The organism is Stenotrophomonas sp. 82F1, assembly GCF_056861525.1.
This window is the reverse complement of record NZ_JBSPUD010000001.1, coordinates 265,142-288,900: the sequence shown is the minus strand read 5'-3', so window position 1 is coordinate 288,900 and position 23,759 is coordinate 265,142. Positions and strand designations below refer to the sequence as shown.

Annotated in this window: 18 protein-coding genes and 1 tRNA gene; 7 read left to right on the top strand and 12 right to left on the bottom strand. The window is 67.3% G+C overall.

Annotated elements, in window-relative coordinates:
• The first annotated feature begins 36 nt into the window (after positions 1–36).
• Positions 37–123 (top strand) — tRNA-Leu (locus AC13GI_RS01225).
• A gap of 160 nt (positions 124–283) precedes the next feature.
• On the opposite strand, the gene emrB is transcribed toward AC13GI_RS01225, so the two are convergent.
• From emrB to emrR, 4 genes are read right to left on the bottom strand one after another with little or no spacing between them, the layout of a single operon-like run.
• Positions 284–1,870 (bottom strand): multidrug efflux MFS transporter permease subunit EmrB, encoded by a 1,587-nt coding sequence (gene emrB, locus AC13GI_RS01220; RefSeq protein WP_099819969.1) that lies wholly within the window; start codon positions 1,868–1,870, stop codon positions 284–286.
• An 8-nt stretch (positions 1,871–1,878) separates the two neighbouring features.
• Positions 1,879–3,057 (bottom strand): multidrug efflux MFS transporter periplasmic adaptor subunit EmrA, encoded by a 1,179-nt coding sequence (emrA, locus tag AC13GI_RS01215; protein WP_099819968.1) that lies wholly within the window; start codon positions 3,055–3,057, stop codon positions 1,879–1,881.
• Positions 3,058–3,068: 11 nt separating this feature from the next.
• Entirely contained in the window at positions 3,069–4,562 is a 1,494-nt protein-coding gene (gene emrC, locus AC13GI_RS01210) for a multidrug efflux transporter outer membrane subunit EmrC (protein WP_482995272.1), read from the bottom strand.
• A complete protein-coding gene (gene emrR / locus AC13GI_RS01205) occupies positions 4,559–5,002 on the bottom strand; it encodes a multidrug efflux system transcriptional regulator EmrR (RefSeq protein WP_482995271.1) in 444 nt (147 codons plus the stop codon). The genes emrC and emrR overlap by 4 nt, the downstream gene beginning before the upstream one ends.
• A gap of 145 nt (positions 5,003–5,147) precedes the next feature.
• On the opposite strand from emrR, the gene AC13GI_RS01200 reads away from it, so the two are divergent.
• The gene (locus AC13GI_RS01200; protein ID WP_482995270.1) at positions 5,148–6,056 is read left to right on the top strand and encodes an AraC family transcriptional regulator; all 909 of its coding nucleotides are present in this window, start codon (positions 5,148–5,150) and stop codon (positions 6,054–6,056) included.
• A gap of 59 nt (positions 6,057–6,115) precedes the next feature.
• On the top strand, positions 6,116–8,359 hold the full coding sequence (gene parC, locus AC13GI_RS01195) for a DNA topoisomerase IV subunit A (protein WP_482995269.1): 2,244 nt from the start codon (positions 6,116–6,118) through the stop codon (positions 8,357–8,359).
• Between the two features lie 343 nt (positions 8,360–8,702).
• Here the strand turns inward: parC and bfr are convergent, their stop codons facing one another.
• Positions 8,703–9,191, bottom strand: a complete 489-nt coding sequence (gene bfr / locus AC13GI_RS01190) for a bacterioferritin (RefSeq protein ID WP_025877631.1) — start codon at positions 9,189–9,191, stop codon at positions 8,703–8,705.
• 125 nt (positions 9,192–9,316) lie between these two features.
• Between bfr and AC13GI_RS01185 the strand changes: the two genes are divergently transcribed.
• A complete protein-coding gene (locus AC13GI_RS01185; RefSeq protein ID WP_482995268.1) occupies positions 9,317–11,647 on the top strand; it encodes a penicillin acylase family protein in 2,331 nt (776 codons plus the stop codon).
• A gap of 122 nt (positions 11,648–11,769) precedes the next feature.
• On the opposite strand, the gene AC13GI_RS01180 is transcribed toward AC13GI_RS01185, so the two are convergent.
• Together AC13GI_RS01180 and asnB are read right to left on the bottom strand one after the other, a co-directional pair.
• Entirely contained in the window at positions 11,770–13,158 is a 1,389-nt protein-coding gene (locus tag AC13GI_RS01180; protein WP_482995267.1) for a cation:proton antiporter domain-containing protein, read from the bottom strand.
• 106 nt (positions 13,159–13,264) lie between these two features.
• Entirely contained in the window at positions 13,265–14,956 is a 1,692-nt protein-coding gene (gene asnB / locus AC13GI_RS01175; RefSeq protein WP_482995266.1) for an asparagine synthase B, read from the bottom strand.
• 341 nt (positions 14,957–15,297) lie between these two features.
• Here asnB and AC13GI_RS01170 point away from each other — a divergent pair, with 341 nt between their 5' ends.
• On the top strand, positions 15,298–16,176 hold the full coding sequence (locus tag AC13GI_RS01170) for a tetratricopeptide repeat protein (RefSeq protein ID WP_099821416.1): 879 nt from the start codon (positions 15,298–15,300) through the stop codon (positions 16,174–16,176).
• Between the two features lie 102 nt (positions 16,177–16,278).
• On the opposite strand, the gene dapE is transcribed toward AC13GI_RS01170, so the two are convergent.
• The 5 genes from dapE to map are packed head-to-tail and all read right to left on the bottom strand — an operon-like array spanning position 16,279 to position 22,300.
• Positions 16,279–17,406 carry a succinyl-diaminopimelate desuccinylase gene (dapE, locus tag AC13GI_RS01165; protein WP_099821417.1) on the bottom strand — a complete coding sequence of 376 codons (1,128 nt, stop codon included), beginning with the start codon at positions 17,404–17,406 and terminating at the stop codon, positions 16,279–16,281.
• Positions 17,403–17,768, bottom strand: coding sequence for an arsenate reductase (locus AC13GI_RS01160; protein ID WP_165376701.1), 366 nt, complete (start codon positions 17,766–17,768; stop codon positions 17,403–17,405). The genes dapE and AC13GI_RS01160 overlap by 4 nt, the downstream gene beginning before the upstream one ends.
• Before the next feature lie 13 nt (positions 17,769–17,781).
• Entirely contained in the window at positions 17,782–18,828 is a 1,047-nt protein-coding gene (gene dapD / locus AC13GI_RS01155) for a 2,3,4,5-tetrahydropyridine-2,6-dicarboxylate N-succinyltransferase (protein ID WP_367785499.1), read from the bottom strand.
• Positions 18,828–21,437, bottom strand: coding sequence for a [protein-PII] uridylyltransferase (locus tag AC13GI_RS01150; protein WP_482995380.1), 2,610 nt, complete (start codon positions 21,435–21,437; stop codon positions 18,828–18,830). The genes dapD and AC13GI_RS01150 overlap by 1 nt, the downstream gene beginning before the upstream one ends.
• Before the next feature lie 20 nt (positions 21,438–21,457).
• Positions 21,458–22,300, bottom strand: a complete 843-nt coding sequence (gene map / locus AC13GI_RS01145) for a type I methionyl aminopeptidase (protein WP_100464301.1) — start codon at positions 22,298–22,300, stop codon at positions 21,458–21,460.
• Between the two features lie 173 nt (positions 22,301–22,473).
• Here map and AC13GI_RS01140 point away from each other — a divergent pair, with 173 nt between their 5' ends.
• Positions 22,474–23,001, top strand: coding sequence for a Csu type fimbrial protein (locus AC13GI_RS01140; RefSeq protein ID WP_099821422.1), 528 nt, complete (start codon positions 22,474–22,476; stop codon positions 22,999–23,001).
• The gene (locus AC13GI_RS01135) at positions 23,001–23,753 is read left to right on the top strand and encodes a fimbrial biogenesis chaperone (RefSeq protein ID WP_482995265.1); all 753 of its coding nucleotides are present in this window, start codon (positions 23,001–23,003) and stop codon (positions 23,751–23,753) included. The genes AC13GI_RS01140 and AC13GI_RS01135 overlap by 1 nt, the downstream gene beginning before the upstream one ends.
• Positions 23,754–23,759: the final 6 nt, after the last annotated feature.

Below are 23,759 nucleotides of genomic sequence, written 5' to 3'. Positions count from 1 at the left end.
ATATCCAAGCTTCCTGCAAAATTCTCCTCCTGAGTCGCCCAGGTGGCGGAATTGGTAGACGCACTAGCTTCAGGTGCTAGCGGGGGCAACTTCGTGGAGGTTCGAGTCCTCTCCTGGGCACCATGACTCAGACAATGATCAAACCCGCGCAAGCGGGTTTTTTCATGTCCGGAATTTGAAACGCGATCGTTATCGCGGCGGTTCATCCACGCATGGCGTGGATCTACTGCAAAAAAAACCCCGCCTTCCGGCGGGGTTTCTGCGTTTCAACAACAACGATCGATCAGTGCCCGCCACCGGCGGCGGCACCCGCGCCTGCACCGAACGGCGGCTTGGCCAGCCACAGGAAGGTGATGATCGCCAGGAAGATCCAGCCCAGCAGGAAGAAGATGTCGTTGAAGCCCATCTGCGATGCCTGATGGTTGATCATGTTGTTCAACACCGCCGCACCATGTTGCAGATCGCCCTGCCCCATCGCTGCCACCTGGTCCTGCATGCCCGGCTGATACACCGAGATGTGTTCGGTCAGGTCTGCGTGATGCACCTGCGTACGACGCGCCCACAGCCAAGTGGTCAGCGACGCGGCGAAGCTGCCACCCAGCGTACGCAGGAACGTGGCCAGGCCCGAGCCGGCCGCGATCTCACGACCATCCAGGTCCGACAGCAGGATCTGCAGCACCGGCATGAAGAACAGCGCCACGCCGATGCCCATGATCAGCTGCACGCCGGCCACGTGCTGGAAGTCCACCTGCAGGTTGAACCCCGACCGCAGGAAGCTGGTCATCGACAGCACCACGAACGCGATCGTGGCCAGCATGCGCATGTCGAAGCGCGATGCGTACTTGCCCACGAACGGGGTCATGATCACCGGCAGGATGCCGATCGGCGCCGTCGCCAGGCCCGCCCAGATCGCGGTGTAACCCATGTCGCGCTGCAGCCACTGCGGAATCAGCAGGGCCACGCTGAAGAACGCGGCGTAGGCCACCACCATCGCCAGCGTACCGGCGCGGAAGTTGCGGTGCCGGAACAGCTTCAGGTCGACGATCGGGTCCTTGTCGGTCAGTTCCCAGATCAGGAACACGGTCAGCGCCACCACCGCCACGCAGGCCAGCACCACGATCTTCATCGACGAGAACCAGTCCTCGTCGTTGCCGAGGTCGAGCACCAGCTGCAATGCACCTACGCCGATCACCAGGGTGACCAGGCCAACGTAGTCCATCTTCGGCTTTTCGACGTGTTCCGGGCGCCCCTTCAACTGGTTACCCACCACCAGCGCAGCGAAGATACCCAGCGGCACGTTGATCAGGAAGATCCATTCCCAACTGTAGTTGTCGGTGATCCAGCCACCGAGGATCGGCCCGCAGATCGGCGCCACCACGGTGATCATCGCCAGCAGCGCGAGCGCCTGTCCGCGCTTTTCTCTGGGATAGATCGAGACCAGCAGCGACTGGGTGATCGGGTACATCGGGCCGGCGACGAAGCCCTGCAGCGCGCGCGACAGCACCAGCATGCCCATGCTCTGGGCCAGGCCACACAGCAGCGAGGTGATCACGAAGGCCAGCGTGGCCCACACGAACAGCTTGCGCTCACCGAAGCGACGACTGAGCCAGCCGGTCAACGGCAGTGCGATCGCGGTGCTCACCGCGAACGAGGTGATCACCCACGTTGCCTGCTGCGAACTGGCGCCAAGATTACCGGCGATGGTCGGCAACGAGACGTTGGCGATGGTGGTGTCGAGCACCTGCATGAACGAGGCCATCGCCAGGCCCACGGTGCACAGGGCCACACTGGGGGGCAGGAAGCCGGCGGCCGCACCCGGCGCCGCCGGTGCGCCCGGAGAGCCGGGCGCAGCTGGAGCTTGTGCGGACATGGCCGGCCTCAGCTCGCCTTGCCCTGCTGCGGCAGGTTGCCCTGGATGATCGTGTGGATCACCTCATCGGCATCGTGCAGCTGCTTGGCGTACACGTCGGTGTCGAACACCGTGCCCTTGGCGGCCGCGCTCGGCAGCACTTCGCCCTTCTGGTCGCGCAGGCTCACTTCGGCCTTCATCGACAGACCGATGCGCAGCGGGTGTTCGGCCAGCTGCTTGGCATCGATGGCGATGCGTACCGGCACGCGCTGCACGATCTTGATCCAGTTGCCGCTGGCGTTCTGCGCCGGCAGCAGCGAGAACGCCGAACCGGTGCCCAGGCCGAGGCTGTCGATGCGGCCCTTGTACTTCACGTCACCGGCGTACAGGTCAGACTTCAGCTCCACTTCCTGGCCCAGGCGCATGTGGCGCAGCTGGGTTTCCTTGAAGTTGGCCTCGACCCACATCTGCTCGGTCGGTACCACCGCCATCAGGGCATTGCCCGGCTGCACGCGCTGGCCAACCTGCACCGAACGACGGGCGACATAGCCGGTGACCGGCGCGACGATGCCCGAGCGCGCATTGTTGAGGAAGGCCTGGCGCAGCTGCGCGGCGGCCGCCTGCACGTCCGGCTGGGTGGCGATCACGGTGTCATCGACCAGTGCACGGTTGCGCTCGACGGTCTCGCGCGAACCGGCCACGGCCGCTTCGGCAGCCGCCAGCTCATCACGGGCGTGGGCCAGTTCTTCGTTGGAAATGGCGCCGGTGGCGGCCAGGCCCTTGCGGCGTGCGAAGTCGTCGCGCACGCGCTTCAGGGTCACCTGGCGTGCGTTCAGATCTGCCTGCGCACCTTCGACGCTGCGGTACAGGCCGCGGGTCTGGCGCACGGTCTTGGCCAGGTTGGCTTCGGCCTGCTGCAGGGCCACCGACGTGTCGGCCGGGTCCAGCTGCACCAGCAGCTGGCCGCGCTCCACGCGCATGCCGTCATCGGCGTTGATGGCGACCACGGTACCGGCCACCAGCGGGGTGATCTGCACCTGGTTGCCCTGCACGTAGGCGTCGTCGGTCTCTTCGAACCAACGGCCGAACATGAAGTACCACAACGCCAGTGCCGCCAGCAGCAGCACGACGATCACGAACAGGCCGCGCAGCAGCTTGCCGCGACGGTTGGGGGCGGCGGGGGCCGCAGTGTCTTGGGTCTGGCTCATGGCAGGCGTCTTCAGGAATGCGAGGAATCGGAATGGGAGGCAAGCGGTGCGGCATCGGCGTCACTGGGCTGGAAACCACCGCCAAGGGCCTTGCTCAGGCGCACCGAGCTCTGCAGCTGCTGCGACTGCAGGCCGGCCAGCTGCTGCTGCGATTGCAGCAGGATGGACTGCGCGGTCAGCACGTCCAGGTAGCTGCCGATGCCGGCGCGGTAGCGCTGCTGGGCCAGGTCGAACGCGGCATGTGCGGTATCCACCGCCTGCTGCTGCGACTGCGACTGCTGCGCCAACGAGCGCACTGCGTTGACCTGGTCGGCCACATCGCGCAGTGCATCGAGCACCGCCTGGTTGTAGTTCGCTACGGCCAGGTCGTACTGCGCATCGGTGTTGGCCAGGTTGGCGCGCAGCTTGCCGCCTTCGAAGATCGGCATGCTCAGCGCCGGGCCGATATAGGCGAAGCTGGAGCTGCTCTGCAGCAGGTCGCCGACATTCGGTGCGACCACGCCGGCCAGCGCGGTCAGGTTGAGGCTCGGGTAGAACCTGGTCTTGGCCACCTTGATCTGCTTGTCGGCCGCTTCCACCCGCCAGCGCGCGGCGACGATGTCGGGGCGACGACCGAGCAGCTCACTGGGCACCACGCCCGGCAGCTGCAGCGCCAACGGGCTCATCGCCCGCGGGCGTTCGATCGACAGGCCCCGGTCCGGGCCCTTGCCGACCAGCGCGGCCAACGCAGTGCGTCCCGCGTCGATGCGCTGCTGCGCCGCCAGCAACTGCTGCTGTGCGGCCGGCACACGGGCTTCGGCCTGGCGCACCTGCAGGTCACTGTCGATGCCGGCGCTGCGACGCTGGCGGGTCAACTCCAGCGACTTCTGCGAGCGCGCCAGTTCTTCTTCGGCAACATCGTTGAGCTGCCAGGCGTAGGCCAGGTCGGTATAGGCCTGGGCGATGCCGGTGGACAGGTTCAGGCGTGCTGCCTGGGCCTCGACGGTAGCGGCGTGGGCGCCGTCCACGGCGGCCTCCCAGGCGGCGCGCTTGCCACCCCAGAGGTCGATGCCGTAGCTGAAATCGAAGGCGACCTGGCTGCTGCCGGCGTAATGACCACCGATCTCATCGCCGGCCATCGATTCGGGCAGGCGCAGGCCGGTGTAGCCACCGGACACGGACAGGCTGGGCAGGCGATCGGCGCGCGCGGTGCCGACCTGCGACTGTGCCTGGCGCAGGCGGGCGTCGGCGGCGTCCAGGCTCGGATGGCCGGCCAGGCCTTCGGCGATCAGCGCATCCAGCTGCGCATCGCCCAGTGCCTTCCACCAGTCCTGGGCGGGAAAACCGGCGGCGCTCAGGTCGCTGTCGGCCAGGGTGCGTTCGCTGTGCAGGCTGTCCACGTCAAGCACGTGGCCCTGCGGGGTGAGGCCACGGCTGCTGGCGCAGGCGGCCAGGGCCAGGGCCAGCGCTGAAACCAGCAGCGCGCGCCCGGACCGGCGGAGAGTGGGATGCGGGATCGGGTTCATGAGGTCGTCAGGGAATCGCGGATTCGGGTCAGTAGGGACAGCAGCTGCGTGCGTTCGTCGGCGGACAGATCGCGCAGGGCGTAATCCATCACCGCGTCGCCGCGCAGCTTCAACCGCGCCCACAGCGCGCGGCCGTCATCGGTCAATACGATCTGCAGCGCACGCCGGTCCTGGGCATGCGGCTCGCGGCGCACGCAACCGAGCGCTTCCAGCTTGTCCAGCAGGCGGGTGACCGCGCTGGGCACCTGGTCGATGGCCTGGGCCAGTTCGTTGGCCGTGCACGGCGCCATGTTCGAGAGCACCTTCAGCCCGATGTAGTGGGTGAAGCCGATGCCGAGGTCTTCTTCGGCCATGGACGCATCGAGCTGGCGGACCAGGCCGTCGCGCACCTGGCGCAGCAGCAGGCCGAAGCTGGGGGGAGTGGTTGCAGGACAGATCATGGGGGAGCATTCTCTTCCAAAAAAAATATTTCTCAATGGAAATATTCGATCTGGCATCGAATGCTGTGTTGCAGCAATGGGCTGGATCAGGTGAAGGCGCCACCTTAATGGCGCTCCCAACTGGCCCGGTAGTACAATCCAGCCAATGAATGTCACATTCAAGCCACCGCCAGCCCACGTGAAGGCGGGCGAACCCGGACCGGCCACCCTGCTGCGTGAAGAAGCGCTGGACTGGTTCGAGCGCAATGACGGCCCGCCGGTCATCGCCTTCCGCTTCGACAGCCCGCAGGGCCTGGCCCGCGAAGTGGACTGGCATCACCACGTCCGCGCGCAGCTGATCTGCGTTGAACGTGGCCTGCTGACCACCCGCACCTCGCATGGCACCTGGTCGCTGGCGCCCGGCTCGGCGGGCTGGATGCCACCGGCCGAACCACATACGGTCCACATCGATGGCCCCCTGCGCGGCTGGGGCATGGTGCTGGCCGCACCGCTGTGCGCCGAACTGCCGGCCGATCCGTGCGTGCTGGGCATCTCCCGCCTGGCGCAGGCGGTGGCCGAACGCCTCTGCGACTGGCCGCAGGACTACGAGAGCACCACCGAGCGGCAGCACATCATCAACGTGCTGCTGGACGAGATCCGCGCCGCGCCGCGCCAGCGCATGCATCTGCCGATGCCACGCGACCGGCGCCTGCTGAAGATCGCCTCGCAGCTGCTGGCCGACCCGGCCGACGAGCGCGGCCTGGCGCAGTGGGCGCATTGGGCCGGCCTGTCGCCGCGCAGCCTGACCCGCCATTTCCGCGACGAGACCACCCTCAGCTTCGCCCAGTGGCGCCAGCAGGCGCGGCTGGCCGAGGCGCTTCGCCAGCTCAGCGAGGGCCGCAGCGTGGCCGACATCGCCCACGCACTGGGCTTCAGCAGCGCCAGCGCCTTCGTCACCGTGTTCCGGCGACACTTCGGGCTACCGCCCGGACGCTACCTGGCACGGGCCGGCCACGGCCTGGAACCGGGCCTGGATCCTGCACGCGGCTTGGCATCCCCCGCCGCATCCGGATAATCACTGGATTGAGAGCGGCGACCGCCGTCACCGCCTCCCGACATAGGTAACAACGCCGCATGACCGATCTTGCCCGCCCCGTGTTCCACGGTTTCGAACAACTGCCGCTGCGCGAGTACGCCGAACGCGCCTACCTCGACTACTCGATGTACGTGGTCCTGGATCGCGCCCTGCCGTTCCTCGGCGACGGCCTGAAGCCCGTGCAGCGCCGCATCATCTATGCGATGAGCGAGCTGGGCCTGAATGCCGCGTCCAAGCCGAAGAAGTCCGCGCGTACCGTCGGTGACGTCATCGGTAAGTACCACCCGCATGGCGACAGCGCGTGCTACGAAGCGCTGGTGCTGATGGCGCAGCCGTTCTCGTACCGTTACCCGCTGATCGAAGGCCAGGGCAACTTCGGTTCCAGCGATGACCCGAAGTCGTTCGCGGCGATGCGTTACACCGAATCCAAGCTGACCCCGATCGCCGAAGTACTGCTGGGCGAACTGGGCCAGGGCACCACCGACTGGGCGCCGAACTTCGACGGCACCCTGCAGGAGCCGACCTGGATGCCGGCACGTCTGCCGCATCTGCTGCTGAACGGCACCACCGGCATCGCCGTGGGCATGGCCACCGATGTGCCGCCGCACAACCTCAATGAGATCGTCAGCGCGCTGCTGCACCTGCTGGACGATCCGGACGCCAGCGTGCGCGACCTGTGCGAGCACGTGAAGGGCCCCGACTACCCGTCCAACGCCGAGATCATCACCCCGGCCAACGACCTGCGGAACATGTACGAGACCGGCAACGGCAGCGTGCGTGCGCGTGCGACCTACATCAAGGAAGCGCACAACGTGGTGGTCACCGCGTTGCCGTTCCAGGTGTCGCCGTCGAAGGTGATCGAGCAGATCGCCGCGCAGATGCGCGCCAAGAAGCTGCCGTGGCTGGAAGACATCCGCGATGAGTCCGACCACGCCAACCCGGTGCGCGTGGTGCTGGTGCCGCGCTCGAACCGCGTCGACGCCGAGCAGCTGATGGGCCACCTGTTCGCGACCACGGACATGGAGCGCAGCTACCGCGTCAACCTCAACGTGATCGGGCTGGACGGCCGTCCGCAGGTGAAGAACCTGAAGACGCTGCTCAGCGAATGGCTGGCGTTCCGCAGCAGCACCGTCACCCGCCGCCTGCAGCACCGCCTGCAGAAGGTCGAGCGTCGCCTGCACCTGTTGGAAGGCCTGCTGGTGGCGTTCCTCAACCTGGACGAGGTGATCCACATCATCCGTACCGAGGACGAACCGAAGGCGGCGCTGATCGCGCGCTTCGGCCTGTCCGAAGACCAGGCCGAGTACATCCTGGAAACCAAGCTGAAGCAGCTGGCCCGCCTGGAAGAGATGAAGATCCGTGGCGAGCAGGACGAGCTGGCCAAGGAACGCGACAAGATCCTGAGCATCCTCGACAGCAAGGCCAAGCTGAAGAAGCTGATCCGCGACGAGCTGCAGGCCGATGCCAAGAAGTTCGGTGACGCGCGCCGTTCGCCGCTGGTGCAGCGCCAGGCCGCGCAGGCCATCGACGAGACCGAGCTGGTGCCGAGCGAGCCGATGACGGTGGTGATGTCCGAGAAGGGCTGGATCCGCGCGGCCAAGGGCCACGACATCGACGCCTCGACCCTGTCCTACCGCGATGGTGATGCCCTGCAGGGCGCGGTGCGTGCACGCAGCACCCAGCAGGTCGCGTTCCTGGACAGCGAAGGCCGTGCCTACTCCACGCCGGTGCATACCCTGCCCTCGGCACGCGGCAACGGTGAACCGCTGACCGGCCGCTTCTCGCCGGCGCCGGGCACCAGCTTCGTGACCCTGGCCAGCGCCGAGCCGGATACCCGCTTCGTGCTGGCCTCGACCCACGGCTATGGTTTCGTCACCCGCTTCGAGAACCTGATCGGCCGCAACAAGGCCGGCAAGGCGATGCTGAACCTGTCGGCGGGCTCGTCGGTGCTTACGCCGTCGGTGGTAGCCAACGTGGCCACCGACCGCATCGTCGCGGTGACCAGTTCGGGCAACCTGCTGGCGATCGCCGCCAACGACCTGCCTGAACTGGACAAGGGCAAGGGCAACAAGATCATCGAGATCCCCAAGGCCAAGCTCGCCACCGAACGCGTGGTGGCAATCGTGGCGATCAGCCCGGGGCAGACCCTGCAGGTGCGCAGTGGCCAGCGCACGATGGGCCTGAAGTTCAACGAGCTCGAGGCCTATCTGGGCGCCCGCGCCACCCGTGGCCACCTGCTGCCGCGCGGCTGGCAGAAGGTGGAAGGGCTGTCGGTCGAATGAGCCGCGGGGTCGGATCCCTTTCCAGCGGAAAGGGCTCCGACCCCAGGCATCACCTCTGGTAGATGCCAACCTTGGTTGGCACGCCTCACCCGATGGGGTCAGAGCCGTTTTCTTCGAAAACGGATCCGACCCCGGACGTCAGACACAAAAAAGCCGGGGCATTCCCCGGCTTCTTTGTTTGTCGGCTGGCGGGCGGTGGAGCAGCTGGCTGGCGAAGGCTGGCTGGCGGTGCTCCGGTGCTGGCGGGCGACGGGACGTTGTGATTCTGCGGAAAGCAGCCAAGCATGGCTTGGCTCTACATCAGGTGCAGCAGCCGAGCATGGCTCGGCTCTACATCAAGCGGTCAGTGCGCCGGGGCGCCGCTGCCGTCGATCTTGCTCAGCTGGTACAGCTCCAGGCCGATGCGCTTGATCAGGCCCAGCTGCTGTTCCAGCCACCACGCGTGGTCTTCCTCGGTGTCCTTCAACTGCGCCAGCAGCATGTCGCGGCTCACGTAGTCACCCTTCTCCTCGCACAGCTTCATGCCGGCGGCGAGGTTGTTGCGAACGGCGTATTCGGTGTCCAGGTCCTTGCGCAGCATCTCCTCCACGGTCTTGCCCGGCTCGGTGGCGTGCGGGCGCATGTCCGGGTCGCCGCCCAGGAACAGGATCCGGCGCAGCAGCGCGTCGGCATGCTGGGTCTCTTCTTCCATCTCGTGGTTCAGGCGTTCGTACAGCGCGAACAGGCCCTGGTCCTCGTAGCGGCGGGAGTGGATGAAGTACTGGTCGCGGGCGGCGAGTTCGCCGCGCAGCAGTTCCTTCAGGCAGGCGATGACGTCCGGGTTGCCTTTCATGGGGGGAGCTCCTGTGAATCGATGGCGCCCATGGTGCCCCATCTGGAAATACGGTGATCTAATCGGAATCAGTCGCAGTTGCGCCTGCGGCTACAATCGGCCGACATGCTCGGGAAGGACCTGCAATGCGTCGTACGTGGCGGTGGATTCTGGGTGCGCTGGTCGCGATCGTGCTGCTCGCGGTGCTGGTCCTGTGGTTGCTGCTGCGCGGCAGCCTGGCCGAGCTGGACGGCGAGCGCCCTTTGCCCGGGCTGGCCGGCAAGGTCACCGTGGAGCGCGATGCGCTGGGGGTGGTCACCATCACCGCCGGCAACAAGGCCGATGCGCTGCGGGCGCTCGGCCGTATTCATGCGCAGGAACGCTATTTCGAAATGGACCTGATGCGGCGCAGTGCCGCCGGTGAGCTGTCCGCGCTGTTCGGGGCGAAGGCGATCGAGGCCGACAAGCGCATGCGGGTGCACCGCCTGCGCGCGCGCACCGAGGCCCATCTGCAGGATGCGCTGGGCAGCGACCCTACAGCCGTGCGCGCCTATGTGGACGGGGTCAACCAGGGCCTGGACAGCCTGGCGGTACGGCCATGGGCCTACCTGCTGCTGCGGCAGGCGCCGCAACCGTGGCAGGCCAGCGACAGCGTGCTGGCGGGCCTGGCCATGTACGCCGACCTGCAGGACCCCAGCAACCCGTCCGAACTGGCCCTGCAGCGCATCCGCGCGGTGGTGCCGCCGGCCCTGTACGCCCTGCTGGCGCACGACGGCAGCGAGTGGGACGCGCCGCTGGCCGGCGCTCCCCGCGGCAATGCCACCCTGCCCGACGCCAACCAGCTGGACCTGCACACACTGAAGGCTTCGAGCGGCGCAACTGCCGAAGATGCCGACGCGGTCGGCAGCAACAATTTCGCCGTTGCCGGTGCGCTGACCGCCGATGGCCGTGCGATCGTCGCCGACGACATGCATCTGGGCCTGCGCGCGCCCAGCCTGTGGTTCCGTGTGCGCCTGCGCTACCCCGATCCGCAGGCCGCAGGCGGCCAGGTCGACGTCAGCGGCTTCTCGCTGCCGGGCGTGCCCGCGGTGATCGTCGGCAGCAATGGCCATGTCGCGTGGGGCTTCACCAACAGCTACATCGATACTGCCGACTTCCGCAGCGAACCCGCCGACGCTGTGGTGACCGTGCATGAGGAGCGGATCGTGGTGGCTGGCGGCGCCGACGTGCGTTTCCCGGTACGCGAAACCGCGTGGGGGCCAATCCTGCACACCCACGCCGATGGCAGCGGCGACGCCCTGCGCTGGGTCGCGCAGTTGCCGGGCGCGGTGCGCATGGACTTCGCCGACATGGCACGCGCCGCCGATCTCGACCAGGCCCTGCAGATCGCCGACCATGCCGGCATTCCCGCGCAGAACCTGGTGATCGGCGACCGCAGCGGACGCATCGCGTGGCGCCTCATCGGCGCGCGGCCCGACCGTGGCCCGCACTGCGCGCCACTGGGTTTCAATGACAATCAGGCCAACCAGGGCTGCGCGCCCTGGCCGATCCGCAGCGACGCCGCGCCGAGCCTGATCGATCCGCCCAGCCATCGGCTGTGGACCGCCAACAGCCGCGTGGTGGACGAGGCAACCCTTGCCACCGTCGGCAATGGCGGCTACGACCTCGGCGCACGCGGACGGCAGATCCGTGATCTGCTGGCCACCCAGGAACGCTTCGACGAACACGACCTGCTGGCGATCCAGCTGGACGAGCGCGCGGTGTTCCTGCAGCGCTGGTGGGTGCTGCTGCAGGAGGTGATCGAGCACAGCGACGATCCGGCACTGAAGCGATTGGGTGCTGCGAGCGCGCATTGGGAAGGACGCGCCGCGATCCATTCGACCAGCTACCGGGCGGTGCGCGAGTTCCGTACACAGGTGCTCGACACGCTGACCGATGCGCTGCTGGCGCCGGCCCGGGCGCAGCTGGGCGAGGATTTCCTGGCACCACGCCTGGCGCAGCTGGAAGGCGTGGCCTGGCCGATGCTGGAACAGCGGCCCGCCAACCTGCTGCCGCCGGCGTACACCAGCTGGGATGCGCTGCTGGCCGATGCTGCTCGTCGCACCGAAGCGGAGCTGTCCACGCAGGGACCGCTGGCACACCGCAGCTGGGGCGAGCGCAACACCGCAGCGATCTGCCACCCGGTCGCGCGCGCCCTGCCCGCCTTCGCCAGCCGCTGGTTGTGCATGCCGGCCGATCCGCTGCCCGGCGACCGTGACATGCCGCGTGTACAGACGCCGTCCTTCGGCGCCTCGCAGCGGATGGTGGTCTCGCCCGGCCACGAGGCCGACGGCATCGTGCACATGCCGGGTGGGCAGAGCGGCCATCCGCTATCGCCTTACTGGGGCGCGGGACACGAGGATTGGGTGCATGGTCGCCCCACCCCGTTCCTGCCCGGCAAGGCACAGCACACGATGACGCTGGTGCCGGTGCACTGACGGCGGCACCGACATGCCCGAGGGTGCGCTGCACGCTGTAGAGCCGAGCCCATGCTCGGCTGCTTCTGGTGCGGAGCCGAGCATGGGCTCGGCTCTACAAAATGCCCGCCCGCGCGACCGGCTCAGGCCTTGCGGCGCTCGATCAGGTTCAACAGCGGCCCGGTCATCGCAGTGGTCACCAGCGCCATGATCACCAGCACCGCGAACAGGCGGTCGCCGAGCAGGCCCAGTTCGTAGCCCAGGTTGAGCACGATCAGTTCCATCAACCCGCGGGTGTTCATCAGCGCCCCCAGTCGCCACGCTTCGCGCGAGGCCATGCCGGTGCTGCGCGCCGCACTCCAGGTGCCCAGCAGCTTGCCCACCGTGGCCACGGCGATCACCACCACGCACAACAGGATGTCGCTGCCCTGCAGCGCGTCGGCACGCATGCGCAGGCCGGTCATGGCGAAGAACAGCGGCAGCAGCAGGGTCACCGCGAACGGTTCGACCCTGGCCACCAGCAGCTGCCGCAGCTGCGCGTTGGACGACACCGCCACACCCGCAGCGAATGCGCCGAACAGCGCGTGGATGCCGAGCACTTCGGTAACCAGCGCACTGGCCAATGACAGCAGCAGGATGCCCAGCAGCCAGCGTCCTTCGCGACCCGGCGCGATGGTCTGGCGGGCAAACCATGGCTTCACCAGCCCCAGCATCAGCGCGATGAACGCCACCACGCACAGCAGGTTGAGGCTGGCCGGCAGCCAGCCAGTGGCCTGCGCTGCCGCCACGATCAGCGCCAGCAGGCACCACGCGGTCGCATCGCCCAGCGCCGCGCAGGCGATGGCGGTCTGCCCCAGCGATGTGTGGGTGATGCCGCGATCAGCGAGGATGCGCAGCAGCACCGGGAAGGCGGTGATGCTCATCGAGATGCCAACGAACAGCGCGAACGCGGTGAAACCCACGCCCTGCGGACCGTGCTGCGGATACAGCCAGATCGCCAGGACCACGCCGAGCACGAACGGCACCGCGATGCCGGCGTGGCTGACAGTGAAGGCGAATCGGCGACGCCCACGCAGCGCGCCCAGATCCAGCTCGGCGCCGGCCACCAGCAGGAACATCAGCACGCCCAGCTGGCTGAGCATGCCCAGCGGCCCCAGCGAAGCGGCCGGGAACAGCGCGCCGTGCACCTGTGGCAGCAGACTGCCCAGCAACAGCGGCCCCATCATCAGGCCAGCGGCCATCTCGCCGATCACGGCCGGCTGTCCGAAACGCTTCAACAGCGCGCCGGCACCCTTGGCGACCAGCAACAGCACCAGCAGCTGCAGCAGGAACAGGCCGAGCGGCGAGGCCAGGTGATGCGCCCAATCACTGCCGACCACGGCCTCGGCCTTGCTGGCCACCGTCGGCAGCCCGGGCCCGGCATAGCGGGCCAGCAGCAGGCCGACCAGCAACGGCACGCCAGCCCATACCAGGTACCGCCACGCCCACTTCGTCGGTCGCGCGGGACCTCCGGTCTGTACGTCCATGAACATTCCCCAATGTGCAGGGCGCCGATGATACGTCCTTGCCTGCTCCGGCGCTGTGCGCTCGCCGGGCATGGTCCGGCGCTACCGTTGTCAGGCGACCGGGCACTGCCGGTCAGGCCAACGCCTGCTCGTGCACGCCGGCGATGGCGCGGCCCGACGGATCGGCGGCAGCGGCGAAGCTGGCATCCCAGGCAATGGCCGCCGGCGAGGAACAGGCGATCGACTTGCCACCCGGCACGGTTTCAGCCGCGGCGTGGCTGGGGAAGAACTGCTCGAACAGGTGGCGGTAGTAGTACGCCTCCTTGGTCTGCGGCGGGTTGTGCGGGAAGCGCTTGTCGGCGGCGGCCAGCACGCGGTCGCTGACCTGGGCTTCGGCATGCGCCTTCAGGCCATCGATCCAACCGTAGCCAACGCCATCGCTGAACTGCTCCTTCTGCCGCCACAGGATGCTGTCGGGCAGGTAGCCCTCGAAGGCCTCGCGCAGCACTGCCTTCTCGATGCGGCGACCACCGAAGCCGGCGCCGACCATCTTGTGCGCGGCATCGAAACGCATCGCCACGTCGAGGAACTCGCGGTCCAGGAACGGAACGCGCGGCTCCACGCCCCAGGCCATCATCGACTTGTTGGCGCGCAGGCAATCGTAGTTGTGCAGGGCGTCGAGCTTGCGCACCAGTTCCTGGTGGAATTCGCGCGCGTCCGGTGCCTTGTGGAAGTACAGATAGCCGCCGAAGATCTCATCGCTGCCTTCGCCGGACAGCACCATTTTCACGCCCATCGCCTTGATCCGGCGCGCCAGCAGGAACATCGGCGTGGAGGCGCGGATGGTGGTGACGTCGTAGGTTTCAATGTGGCGGATCACCTCCGGCAACACATCCAGTCCTTCCTCGAAGGTGTATTCGAAGCCGTGGTGCACGGTGCCCAGTGCTTCGGCGGCGACCGCAGCAGCGGCCAGATCCGGCGAACCCTTCAGGCCGATGGCGAACGAATGCAGGCGCGGCCACCAGGCTTCGCTCTGGCCGCCATCTTCGATGCGACGGCGCGCATAACGTGCTGCCACGGCGGCCACCAGCGATGAATCCAGCCCGCCCGACAGCAGCACGCCATACGGCACGTCACTCATCAACTGGCGTTCGACCGCATGTTCAAAGGCCTGGCGCAGCTCGGCGAGATCGGCCTGGCGACCCTGCACGTCGTCGTACTCGCGCCACGGCTGCTGGTAGTAGCGCACCAGTTCGCCGCTGGCGCTGTCGTAGTAATGGCCCGGCGGGAACTGGGCAACGTCGGCGCAGGTATCGACCAGCGCCTTCATTTCCGAAGCGACCCGCAGCCGCCCCTGCGCATCATGGCCCCAGTACAGGGGCACCACGCCAACCGGATCCCGCGCGATCAGTACACGACTGGCACTGCGATCCCACAAAGCAAAAGCGAAGATGCCGTTCAGCTGTTCCAGCCACTGCGCCGGCGATCCGCCCTGGCGGTACAGCGCGTTGATCACCTCGCAGTCCGAACCGGTCTGGAAGGCATAGGCTTCGGCGAGGCCGGCCTTGAGCTGCTGGTGGTTGTAGATCTCGCCGTTGACCGCCAGCGCCAGCTGCCCGTCCGCGGACAGCAGCGGCTGCGAGCCGCCGGCCGGATCGACGATGGCCAGGCGCTCGTGGACCAGCAGCGCGCCTTCGTCCAGGTACACGCCGCTCCAGTCCGGGCCACGATGGCGCTGGCGCTGCGACAGCTCCAGCGCATGGCGACGCAGGGAAGGAAGATCGTCACCGGCCTGCAGGCCGAAAATACCGAAGATCGAACACATGGGTGGAACTCCTGTTGTGGGGAAGTACACGGGGGGAAGGTGTTCGACCGGCCATCCAGGCCCGGGTGGGGCTGCGCCCGGGCACAAAAAAACCCGCATCGGCCGATGCGGGTTTTCTGGTGTCCGGGCGTATGTTGCTGTCTATCTACCCAGGGCGCAGTCCCGCATCGGCCGCGCACGATTATTCGCGCGCAGATTATTGCGGTTGTTGTTGTTGACGGCGGTGGCCAGGCGGATCGACATGGCATCGACCCTACCCCGGTTTCCGCCGCCGCGCAACAGTTGCGTCGGCAACCACGTCCTGAAGCGCATAATGGCCCGCCCTGAATCGTGTAACGGGAATGCAACACTGCAATGGACGCACCGCGGCGCTGGCCGCCCTGCTCTGCCTGGGCCTGGCCGCTTGCCAGACTCTGCCTCCTCCCTCGGCCCTGCCGCCGGCCCAGCAACAGGCACTGGAACAACGCGGAACCGACGGCAGCTTCGACGGTGCCTTTGATACCGCGGAAACCTTTGAACGCTTCAACGATCCGCGCGCCATTGCCTATTACGAGCGTGCGGCGGCAGTCACCCCCTGGACCTTCCACAACACCAAGGCGGAAGAAGCACTGGGCCGGATCTGGATCTCCGGCACGCTGCGCCATGCCGACAGCCCCCACATCAACCCGGCACCGGTGCTGCGCGCGTCCTGGCGACGTGGCGAACGCGCCTACCTGGCGGCGGCCAACCACGGCAATCCCTATGCGTTCTACGGGCTCGCCACGGCCTATCGCCAGCGTGGTGACGCACAACAGGCGCTGCGCTGGGACCTGCGCGGAATGATCTACCAGCGCTACGCGAGTTCATCATCGCGACTGCCGGATGCGGTGGCTGCGCAGGGTGACACCGTGCATCCGCTGGTTGCGCAGATCCAGCGTCGCGCTGAGCGTGGCGATGCCGAAGCGCAGGTGGATCTGGGCGCACTGCTTGAAAAAGGCGTGGGCCTGCCGCGCGATCCGGCACGCGCGCTGCAGATGTATCAGCGTGCCGCGGAACAGGGCAATGTGTTCGGCCAGTACTTCGCCGGGCTGCTGCTGGGCCGGAGTGCGCCGGGCGTGGAGAGGGACAGCGATGCGGCGGCGCGTTGGTTCGCCAAGGCCGAGGCGCAGCGCTTCTACATGGCCGCGCCGAGCTACTGGAAGAAAGCGGTCGAGCCGCCATTCTTCATTTTTTCGGAATAGTAGAGCCGAGCCATGCTCGGCTGCATCTACCAGGGAAAATCAGCCGAGCATGGCTCGGCTCTACAGGAAGGCGTGCCGACCAACGGTCGGCACCCACCGTCCTCACACCAGCAGGCGTTCAACCAGTCGCTGGTACAGCCCCGGCAGCGCCTCCAGCTCGTCCACGCGCACGTTCTCATCCACCTGGTGGATGCTGGCGTTGACCGGGCCGACTTCGATGCACTGCGCACCCAGTGGCGCGATGAAGCGCGCATCGGAGGTGCCCCCCCCGGTGCTCTCTTCCGGCGCGCGTCCGGTGTGCTCGGCAAGGACCGCGCGCGCCGCTGCACGCAACGTCCCTTCGGGCGTGTAGAACGGCTCGCCGCTGCGGTGCCACTTCAGCGTGTACTGCAGGCCATGACGGTCCAGCAACGCAGTGATCTCCGCCTCCAGCTTCGGTGCATCCCAATGCGGGTTGTAGCGGATGTTGAAATCCACCTCCAGCTCACCGGGAATCACGTTGTTGGCGCCGGTACCGGCATGGATGTTGGAGATCTGCAGGCTGGTCGACGGGAAGCTCTCGTAGCCCTCGTCCCAGCGCCGTGCGCTCAGTTCGGCCAGCATCGGCGCGGCAAGATGGATCGGATTGCGCGCCTTGTCCGGATAGGCCACATGCCCCTGCACACCCTGCACGCGCAGCTTGGCCGACAGGCTGCCACGCCGTCCCACGCGCAGCAGGTCGCCCAGCGTGGAGGTGGACGACGGCTCGCCGGTGATGCACCAGTCGATGCGCTGGCCGCGCTCGGCGAACAGCCGCGCGACATGGCGCACGCCATCGATGGCATCGCCCTCTTCATCACTGGTCAGCAGCACCGCCAGCGTGCCCGTGTGCTGCGGATGGGCGGCAACGAACTGTTCGGCAGCGACCACGAACGCAGCCACGCTGCCCTTCATGTCGGCGGTGCCACGACCGTACAGCACGCCATCGCGGATCTGCGGCGCGAACGGATCGCTCTGCCATGCCTCGCGCGGGCCCGGCGGCACCACGTCGGTGTGGCCCAGCAGGACCAGCACTGGTGCGCCGCTGCCGTGGGTGGCCCACAGGTTGTCGACCTCGCCCAGCCGCAGGTGCTCGCAGGTGAAACCGGCTGCCTGCAGACGTTGACCGATCAGCGCCTGGCAACCGGCATCGTCCGGGGTCACCGACGGCCGTGCAATCAGATCGCAGGCCAGGTCGAGGACGGCGCTCACGCGCCGCCCACGCCGAAGCGCGCCTTGAAGCCGTTGTCACTGAAACCCTGGCTGACCTTGCCGTCGGCGGTCACCACCAGCGGGCGCTTGATCAGCTGCGGGTACTCGCGCAGCAGCAGTTTCCACTCCGCCTCCGAATCGGCGGCCTTGCGGTTGTCCGGCAACTGCCGCCAGGTGGTGGAGGACCGGTTGACCATCGCCGCCAGGCCACCCAGCTGGGCGGCCCATTCCAGCAGCGTTTCCGGGCTGGGCTTGTTGTCGCGGTAGTCGACGAAGGTGTACGGCACGCCGAAGCGGTCCAGCCACTTGCTCGCCTTCTTGCAGGTATCGCAGTTCTTCAGACCGTAGACGGTGGTGCTCATGCGTGCGGCTCCGTCAGTCGGCCAGGCCGCGCAGCAGGTCGTTGACGCTGGTCTTGCTGCGGGTACGGGCATCGACCTGCTTGACGATCACCGCGCAGTACAGCGAGTGGGTACCGTCCTTGCTCGGCAGCGAGCCGGACACCACCACGCTGTACGGCGGGATGTAGCCGTAGCTGATTTCGCCGGTGGCGCGGTTGTAGATGCGGGTGCTCTGGCTGAGGAACACGCCCATGCCGATCACGCTGTGATGACCGACGACCACGCCTTCCACCACTTCCGAACGCGCACCGATGAAGCAATGGTCTTCGATGATGGTCGGGCTGGCCTGCAGCGGCTCGAGCACGCCGCCGATGCCGGCACCACCGGACAGGTGGCAGTGCTGGCCGATCTGCGCGCAGGAACCGACGGTGGCCCAGGTGTCGACCATGGTGCCTTCGCCGACGTAGGCACCGATGTTGGTGAAGCTCGGCATCAGCACCACGTCCTTGCCGAAGTACGTGCCGCGACGGGCGATCGCACCCGGCACCACGCGCACGCCGCCACGGCGGAACTTGGCCTCGTCATAGCCGGCAAAGCGCGATTCGACCTTGTCCCAGAACGGTGCCGGGCGTGCATCGACCACGGCCATGTCGTTGACGCGGAAATACAGCAGCACCGCCTTCTTCAGCCATTCGTTGACCTTCCAGCCACCATGGCCGTCCGGCTCGGCGACGCGGAATTCGCCGCTTTCCAGGCCGTCGATCACACGGTTGACCAGCGGACGGGTCGAGCCTTCCAGTTCGTGCAGGGTCAGCGTGGCGCGGCGCTCGAAGGCGCTTTCGATGCCGAACTTCAGTTCTTCCACGCCCGGGCCGGCCGGCTTGCGCAGTGACTTGCGTGCGATGTTCTCGGCGCGCGCGGCTTCGGCGGTCTTGGCCGGGGCCTTCTTCGCCGGCGCCTTCTTCACCGCAGCCTTCTTCGGCGCGGCAGTCTTCTTCGCAACCGGCTCAGCGGCAGTGGTCTTTCTGGCTGCTGCGCTCTTGGCGGTCGCGGCAGTCTTCTTTGCAGGCTTGGTGGCCATCAGGCGGGGTCTCCGGCGTTTCGATCAGGGTCCAGGCAGGCCAGCATTGCGTCATGCAGCTGCTGCCGGGCGGATTCAGTCAGGGGGAGGTCGTGTTCGTCACTGATCACGAAGGTGTCTTCGGCGCGTTCGCCGAATGTGGCAATGCGCGCGTCCTGCACGCGCAGTCCCTGGTTGCGCAGCACGAACGCCACGTCGGCCAGCAGGCCGGGACGGTCGGGTGCGACCAGGGCAAAACGGGTTGCGCCGGGTTCATCGCGGAACTCGATGCGCGGGGCGAAACGGAAATGGCGCAGCTGGCGTGGCACAACCCGGCGCGAGGGACGCAGCCGCGTCAGATCGCCACTGAGCGCCTCACGCAATGCTGCTTCCAGGTTGGCGCTGCTGCCATCGGCAAACGTATCGGCCGGGCTCACTTCAAAATTATCGAAAATCGTGTCGGCCGGTCCATCCAGAACGCGCGCGCGGTGGATGCCGTAGCCCTTGCGGTCCAACGTCATCACGATCGCGGCGAACAGGCCATCACGGTCCGGCGAGTGCACGAACACTTCCAATGCCGGGTCATCGACGCTGATCCGCCGCACCTTCACCAGCGTCTGGCCCTGCTTGATCGGTACCAGCGCGGCGGCCTGCCAGGCCAGCTGTTCCGGGCGCAGGCGGATGAAACCTTCGTCGGGCATCACCGCGAACTGGCGGTCGATGGTGGCATCGTCGTAGCCCTGCTCGCGCACCAGCGCACGCACGCTGTCGCGCGCTTCGGCCACGCGCTCGGCGGCCGGCACCGGGTGCTCCAGGCCCTCGCGCAGCGCGCGCCGGGTCGCGAAGTACAGATCGGCCAGCAGCCGGTCCTTCCACGCGTTCCACAGCTTCGGGCTGGTGCCGGCGATGTCGGCGCAGGTCAGCAGATAGAGGTAATCCAGACGGTCGCGGCTGCCGACCAGGGTCGCGAAACGATGGATCACGTCCGCATCGGCGATGTCCTGCTTCTGCGCGGTCACCGACATCCGCAGGTGCTGTTCGACCAGCCAGGCCACCAGTTCGGTATCCGAACCACTCAGCCCCTGCGCGTGGCAGAACGCCCGTGCATCGACCGCGCCCAGTTCGGAATGATCGCCGCCCCGGCCCTTGGCGATGTCGTGGAACAGGCCGGCCAGCAGCAGCAGTTCGGGCTTGCGCAGGCGCGGCCAGACTTCATGGGCGATCGAGAAACGTTCGTCGGCGCGACTGCTGGCGAACAGCCCCATGTTGCGCAGGACCATCAGCGTGTGCTGGTCGACGGTGTAGACATGGAACAGGTCGAACTGCATGCGCCCGCTGACCTGGGCGAACGCCGGAATCCACTGCCCCAGCACGCCCAGCCGGGCCATGCGCGAAAGCGTGTCGACCGGGCGCTGGCCGCGCAGCAGGGCCATGAACTGTTCGCGCGCGTCGGCATCTGCCTGGTCATAGGCAGGCAGCAGCGGCAGCGACTCGGCCAGCGCGCGCGCGGTCAACGAATGCAGGCCACGGATCTGCGGATTATTGGCCCAGCTGGCGAACAACGCGAAGACCTGGCCGATGTCCGCGTTCGGCCAGTCGGCATCGTTGGCCGCCAGATAGCCACGGCGCAGGGCGAACCCCACGGTCAGCGGTTCGGGCTGTGCCTCGCCATCGAACTGTTCCTCGAAGCGCTGCAGCAGACGATCGCTGATCCGCCGCACCACCGAAGCGGCGCGGTAGAAGCCCTGCATCATCTTCTCGACGCCCAGGCTTTCGGCGTCGTCTTCAAAGCCCAGGCGCGCGGCCAGGGTCTTCTGGTAATCGAAGCGCAGGCGCTCTTCCGGGCGCCGCGCCACCAGATGCAGGCCGAAGCGCAGTCGTGCCAGCACCGCGCGTTCGCGTTTCAGCGCGGCGGCCTCGTCAGCACCCAGGTGGCCGAGGCCGACCAGTGCTTCCAGATCGCGCACGCCAAACGCACGCAGCGCCATCCAGCCCAGCGTGTTGAGATCGCGCAGGCCGCCGGGACCATCCTTCAGGTCCGGCTCCAGGTTGTCGGCGGTATCACCGAAGCGCTGGTGGCGGTTGCGCAGTTCCTCGAGCTTGGCCAGGAAAAACGCACGCGGTGGCCACAGTTCGCGGTCATCCACCGCCGCACGCAGCGCGCGCCGTGCTGCCTCATCGGCCATCAGCGGGCGCGCTTCGATCAACGCCGTCAGCACGGTCTGGTCGGCAGCGGCCTCGCTGCATTGCGCGGCCGAACGCACTGCGTGACTGACTGCCAGGCCACAATCCCACAGCAACGCGAACAGGCGCGCGAGCGCCTCCTCGTGGGCCAGCTGCGCCGGCGAATCGCCGAACACCAGCAGGTCGATGTCCGAGCGCGGAAACAGTTCACCGCGCCCATAGCCGCCCACGGCGAACAGCGACAGGCCACTGTCGGCCGGCAGGCAGCGCTGCCAGGCATGGCGGATCAGGTGATCGGCCGCGCGCGCGCGCAACGCCAGCAGGCGCTCGATGTTGTCGCCCTGGTCGAAGCGGCGGTACAGGCGCGTATCGGCCTGCTGCAGCGCATCGCGCGCAGCAGCAGCCCAGTCCGGGTCGTTGAGCGACGCGGCCGGCGTGTCCAGCAGCGAACTCGCCGGCAGCATCCTCAGGAGACCTGCGACTCGCCCGGCGACAGGGTCAGCACGTCCACGCCGGTCTCGGTGACCGCGATCATGTGCTCCCACTGCGCCGACAGCTTGCGGTCCTTGGTCACCACGGTCCAGCCATCGGGCAGCACCTTGTTGTAGCGGGTGCCCTCGTTGATCATCGGCTCGATGGTGAAGGTCATGCCCGGCTGCAGCACCAGGCCCTGGCCCGGGCGACCGTAATGCACCACCTGCGGTTCATCGTGGTAGACCTTGCCGATGCCGTGGCCGCAGTACTCGCGCACCACGCTGAAACGCTCGCCTTCGGCATAGCTCTGGATCGCATGGCCGACGTCGCCCAGGGTTGCGCCCGGACGCACCGCGCGGATGCCGCGCCACATGGCTTCATAGGTGGCGTCGACCAGGCGCTTGGCCATCACCGACGGGGTGCCGACGAAGTACATGCGGCTGGTGTCGCCATGCCAGCCGTCCTTGATGACGGTGACGTCGATATTGATGATGTCGCCATCCTTGAGGACCTTCCCTTCGCTGGGAATGCCGTGGCAGATGACATTGTTGACCGAGGTGCACACGGTCTTGGGGAAGCCGCGGTAGCCGACGTTGGCCGGAATGGCGCCCTGCACGTTCACGATGTGGTCGTGGCAGATGCGGTCCAGTTCCTCGGTCGTGACACCGGGCTTGACGTGGGGGGTGACGATGTCGAGCACTTCGCTGGCCAGGCGGCCGGCGATGCGCATCATCTCGATTTCCTGCGGGGTTTTGATATTCACGCTCATGGCACCCATTATCGCCGATCCGGCCGCAATCTGAACGAACGCCACCCAACTGGCGATCCGGGCCATGCACGGATCCGGCAAGGAAGGTGAAAGCGTGATGGCCCACACCCTTTCGATAGCCTGTTTCTCACGGAATACAGACACTTGCGGTGCCTACGCTGGCCCCACTGTCGTCAAAGCGGCGCCGAACGTGCCGTTTTCGCTCTGTTCAACGGACCTTCGGGTCAGGGAGGTTGTCCATGCGATCCGCAGCTCGTTCCCCTTTGGCCTGGGCCCTGGCCCTGCTGCTGGCAGGCCCGGCGGCCGCCGCTGATACCACCACGTTCAACGTCACCCTGGTGGTCACCAAGGCCTGCACGATTACTGCGGCCGCAGCCACCAACGTCGATTTCGGTACCGCCGCCTCCACCACCGCCACCCCCACCCTGGGCCAGGGCACTGTGACCGCGCAGTGCTCGGCGCTGACCCCGTACACCATCGCGCTGAATGCCGGTGCCAATGCCGGCACGGCCAATGACGTCACCACGCGGCGGATGAAGAACACCAACGCCGCAGTGACCGCGAACAACTACGTGGGCTACCAGCTCTACCAGGATGCCGCACACACCCTGGTCTGGGGCGCCACCACCGGCACCAACACCCAGGCCGGCATCGGCACCGGGCTGGCGGTGCCCTACATCGTCTACGGCCAGATCCTCAACCTGAGCACGGCCAACGCTGCTACCGGCAACTACCTGGATACCGTTACCGCCACGATCACCTATTGATGGAGCACGCCCGCATGGCCGGATCCCGCCCGTGGCGCGCCACCGGCGTGGCGCTGCTCGTCTTCAGCCTGCTTGGGGTCAACGAGGCCTCGGCGACCAGCCTGCAGGTCGCCCCCACCAGCCTGCAGCTGGAAGCACGCCAGCGCGCTGGCGAACTGTGGTTGACCAACAGCGGCACCTCGCCGGTGAAGCTGCAGGTAAGGGTGTTCCGTTGGGTACAGCAGGACGGGAAGGAGCAACTGCTGCCCACCGAGGATCTGCTGGCTACGCCACCGATGCAGGAACTGGCAGCGGGCCAGCAGCAGCTGGTGCGGGTCATGCGCGCCGTTGCCGACGCACCGGCTGCGCAGCAGTACTACCGGCTGATCGTTGATGAGGTGCCCGATCTGGCCACGCGCAGCGAAGGCATGCAGTTCGTACTGCGCTATTCCATCCCGGTGTTCGTGCAACCCGGCGCCGGCGGCCGGCTGGCACCGCAGCTGCACGCCCGCCTGGTCCGGCTGGACGACGGTCGCAACGGCGTGGAAGTAGGCAATACCGGCAACAGCTACGCGCAGATCGCCGACCTCGCCCTGGGCAGCCCGGAGCGGCCGCGCATCGTCCATCCCGGCCTGCTGGGCTACGTGCTGCCCGGCCAGGTCATGCGCTGGCCGCTGGAGCGCACGGCGATCGACCGCGACAACGACCAGATCACGGCCAAGCTCAATGGCGAGTCGGAACAGACGTCGCTGCCGCCACCACCGGCTCGCTGAGGCGCT

Coding starts and splice junctions, on each gene's coding strand:
- asnB (WP_482995266.1), bottom strand. CDS start 14,956: ATGTGTTCGATCTTCGGTATTTTCGGCCTGCAGGCCGGTGACGATCTT.
- AC13GI_RS01170 (WP_099821416.1), top strand. CDS start 15,298: ATGCAACACTGCAATGGACGCACCGCGGCGCTGGCCGCCCTGCTCTGC.
- AC13GI_RS01140 (WP_099821422.1), top strand. CDS start 22,474: ATGCGATCCGCAGCTCGTTCCCCTTTGGCCTGGGCCCTGGCCCTGCTG.
- AC13GI_RS01185 (WP_482995268.1), top strand. CDS start 9,317: ATGCGTCGTACGTGGCGGTGGATTCTGGGTGCGCTGGTCGCGATCGTG.
- AC13GI_RS01135 (WP_482995265.1), top strand. CDS start 23,001: ATGGAGCACGCCCGCATGGCCGGATCCCGCCCGTGGCGCGCCACCGGC.
- map (WP_100464301.1), bottom strand. CDS start 22,300: ATGGCCCGGATCGCCAGTTGGGTGGCGTTCGTTCAGATTGCGGCCGGA.
- emrA (WP_099819968.1), bottom strand. CDS start 3,057: ATGAGCCAGACCCAAGACACTGCGGCCCCCGCCGCCCCCAACCGTCGC.
- dapD (WP_367785499.1), bottom strand. CDS start 18,828: ATGGCCACCAAGCCTGCAAAGAAGACTGCCGCGACCGCCAAGAGCGCA.
- emrC (WP_482995272.1), bottom strand. CDS start 4,562: ATGAACCCGATCCCGCATCCCACTCTCCGCCGGTCCGGGCGCGCGCTG.
- AC13GI_RS01160 (WP_165376701.1), bottom strand. CDS start 17,768: ATGAGCACCACCGTCTACGGTCTGAAGAACTGCGATACCTGCAAGAAG.
- AC13GI_RS01200 (WP_482995270.1), top strand. CDS start 5,148: ATGAATGTCACATTCAAGCCACCGCCAGCCCACGTGAAGGCGGGCGAA.
- bfr (WP_025877631.1), bottom strand. CDS start 9,191: ATGAAAGGCAACCCGGACGTCATCGCCTGCCTGAAGGAACTGCTGCGC.
- emrR (WP_482995271.1), bottom strand. CDS start 5,002: ATGATCTGTCCTGCAACCACTCCCCCCAGCTTCGGCCTGCTGCTGCGC.
- AC13GI_RS01180 (WP_482995267.1), bottom strand. CDS start 13,158: ATGTTCATGGACGTACAGACCGGAGGTCCCGCGCGACCGACGAAGTGG.
- parC (WP_482995269.1), top strand. CDS start 6,116: ATGACCGATCTTGCCCGCCCCGTGTTCCACGGTTTCGAACAACTGCCG.
- emrB (WP_099819969.1), bottom strand. CDS start 1,870: ATGTCCGCACAAGCTCCAGCTGCGCCCGGCTCTCCGGGCGCACCGGCG.